Annotated in this window: 2 protein-coding genes; both read left to right on the top strand. The window is 69.2% G+C overall.

Annotation, left to right across the window (positions count from 1 at the left end; translation table 11 throughout):
* A partial coding sequence (locus tag BRAO375_RS20140; RefSeq protein WP_035641420.1) for a multicopper oxidase domain-containing protein occupies positions 1-667 on the top strand: 667 nt, incomplete at its 5' end.
* A 24-nt stretch (positions 668-691) separates the two neighbouring features.
* Positions 692-1,774, top strand: a complete 1,083-nt coding sequence (locus tag BRAO375_RS20135) for an enolase C-terminal domain-like protein (protein ID WP_009029287.1) — start codon at positions 692-694, stop codon at positions 1,772-1,774.
* The last annotated feature ends 110 nt before the right edge of the window (positions 1,775-1,884 follow it).

Below are 1,884 nucleotides of genomic sequence, written 5' to 3'. Positions count from 1 at the left end.
CAACGGCTGCCATCGCGCTGTGATCGCCGTCAAAATCTCAGATATCGAGGCCGTGCGGGTGATGGCGATCGACAGCCAGCCGGCCGAGCCGTTCCTCGCCCGCAACGGCGCCGTTGTCCTGCCGCCGGGCGGCCGCACCGACGTCATCATCGACATGCCTGCCAAGGCCCCGCTGCCGGTGCTGCTGCACGACGGCAGCAGCGCGCGGCCGATCGCCCGCCTGACCTTGTCGAGCGAGCCGCCGCAGCGCGCCGCCCCACTTGCCGCCCCCGTGCCGCTGCCGTCGAATGGGCTGCCAGACAGGCTGGACCTGCGCTCCGCCGTTCGCGCCGAGCTTGCGCTCGACGGTCCTGACTGGCATCCGCCCGCCCAGTTCAACGCCGGCAGCGCGCCCGCTTTCCAAGCCAGGACCGGGCGCGTGGTCGTGCTGGCGCTGATCAACAAGGCGGCCGGCCCCCGCGTGGTGCATCTGCATGGCCAGCCGTTCCGGCTGCTCGACCGGCTCGACGACGGCTGGAAGCCGTATTGGCTCGACACGCTGGCGCTGGACGCCGGCCAGACCCAGCGCATCGCCTTCCAGGCCGAGCAGCCCGGACGGTTCCTGATGGAAGGCATGGCGACGGAGTGGGCGGCGCCGCGGCTGATCAGGTGGTATGAGATCGGTTGAGGAAACGAACCAGGGAGAACTCCCATGACCACAGCCGCCGTCACCGGCGTCACCGCCCGCGCCGTCGTCACCCCGATGAAGCGCCCGCTGCGCAACGCCTTCGGCGTCATCGATTCCGGGCCGCTGGTGCTGATCGACGTCACGACCGATCAAGGCGTTACCGGCCGTTCCTATCTGTTCGCTTACACCAGAATGGCCTTGAAGCCGCTGGTGCATCTGGTCGAGGAGATCGGCCGCGAGCTCCAAGGCAAGGCGCTGGCGCCCATCGATCTGATGAAGGCGATGGACGCGAAATTCCGACTGCTCGGCTGGCAGGGCCTGGTCGGCATGGCCGTCTCCGGGCTCGACATGGCGTTCTGGGATGCGCTCGGGCTGCTCGCGGGCAAGCCCGTGGTCGAGCTGCTCGGCGGCAGCGCCCGCCCCATTCCCGCCTATGACAGCTACGGGGTGCTCGACGCGAAGGCCGACGAGCGCACGTTGCGCGCGGCGCGCGACGAGCACGGCTTCCGCGCCATCAAGACCAAGGGCGGCCATGGCGACCTCGCCACCGACGAAGCGATGATCAAGGGCCTGCGCGCCCTGCTCGGCCCGGACGTCGCGCTGATGCTCGACTTCAACCAGTCGCTCGATCCCGCTGAGGCCACGCGCAGAATTGCGCGCCTCGCCGACTACGACCTGACCTGGATCGAGGAGCCGGTGCCGCAGGAAAATCTCTCCGGCCATGCCGCCGTGCGCGAGCGCTCGGAGATCCCGATCCAGGCCGGCGAGAACTGGTGGTTTCCGCGCGGCTTTGCCGAAGCGATCGCGACCGGCGCGTCCGACTTCATCATGCCCGACCTGATGAAGGTCGGCGGCATCACCGGCTGGCTCAATGTCGCAGGGCAGGCCGATGCGGCGTCGATCCCGATGTCGAGCCACATCCTGCCCGAAGCGAGCGCGCATGTGCTGGCGGTGACGCCGACCGCGCACTTCCTCGAAGTGCTCGACTTCGCCGGCGCGATCCTTACCGAGCCGCTGCAGGTCGTTGACGGCAAGGTGACGGCGAAAGGCCCCGGCCTCGGGCTCGCGTGGAACGAGAGCGCGGTGGCGAAGTATCAGGTGACGTAAGCGAGCGCCGCACTGCCGGCGGGACCTCCGCGCGCCACCACGCCCACAACTGTCGTCGCCCGGCTTGACCGGGCGATCCAGTACGCCGAGACGCTCGTGATTACACCGAC

Source organism: Bradyrhizobium sp. ORS 375, assembly GCF_000239775.1.
Classification (GTDB): Bacteria; Pseudomonadota; Alphaproteobacteria; order Rhizobiales; family Xanthobacteraceae; genus Bradyrhizobium.
The sequence above is the reverse complement of the archived record's forward strand: the minus strand, read 5'-3'. Positions and strand labels throughout refer to the sequence as shown.